This window comes from Burkholderia sp. SIMBA_062, assembly GCF_046534765.1.
Classification (GTDB): Bacteria; Pseudomonadota; Gammaproteobacteria; order Burkholderiales; family Burkholderiaceae; genus Burkholderia; species Burkholderia ambifaria.
The window spans coordinates 1-287 of the sequence record NZ_JAWRYD010000196.1; the positions used below are offsets into that span (position 1 = coordinate 1).

General features: G+C 58.5%; 1 protein-coding gene. It reads left to right on the forward strand.

The window, feature by feature from the left end; all coding sequences use genetic code 11:
- Positions 1–19: 19 nt before the first annotated feature.
- The coding region (gene fdxA / locus SB786_RS36005) for a ferredoxin FdxA (RefSeq protein ID WP_410731546.1) at positions 20–287 on the forward strand (268 nt) is incomplete at its 3' end.

Genomic DNA, 287 nt, shown 5'->3' on the forward strand with positions numbered 1-287 from the left:
GCCAAGCAGGAGCGTTTTAATGACTCACGTTGTGACCGAAGGCTGCATCAAGTGCAAATACACGGATTGCGTGGATGTATGCCCGGTGGATTGCTTCCGTGAAGGTCCCAACTTTCTCGCCATCGATCCGGACGAGTGCATCGACTGCGCAGTGTGCGTCGCCGAATGCCCGACCAACGCGATCTATGCCGAAGAAGACGTTCCGGGCGACCAGCAGCAGTTCACCGCGCTGAACGCCGAACTGGCGAAGAACTGGCCGTCGATCACCAAGACCAAACCGGCACCGG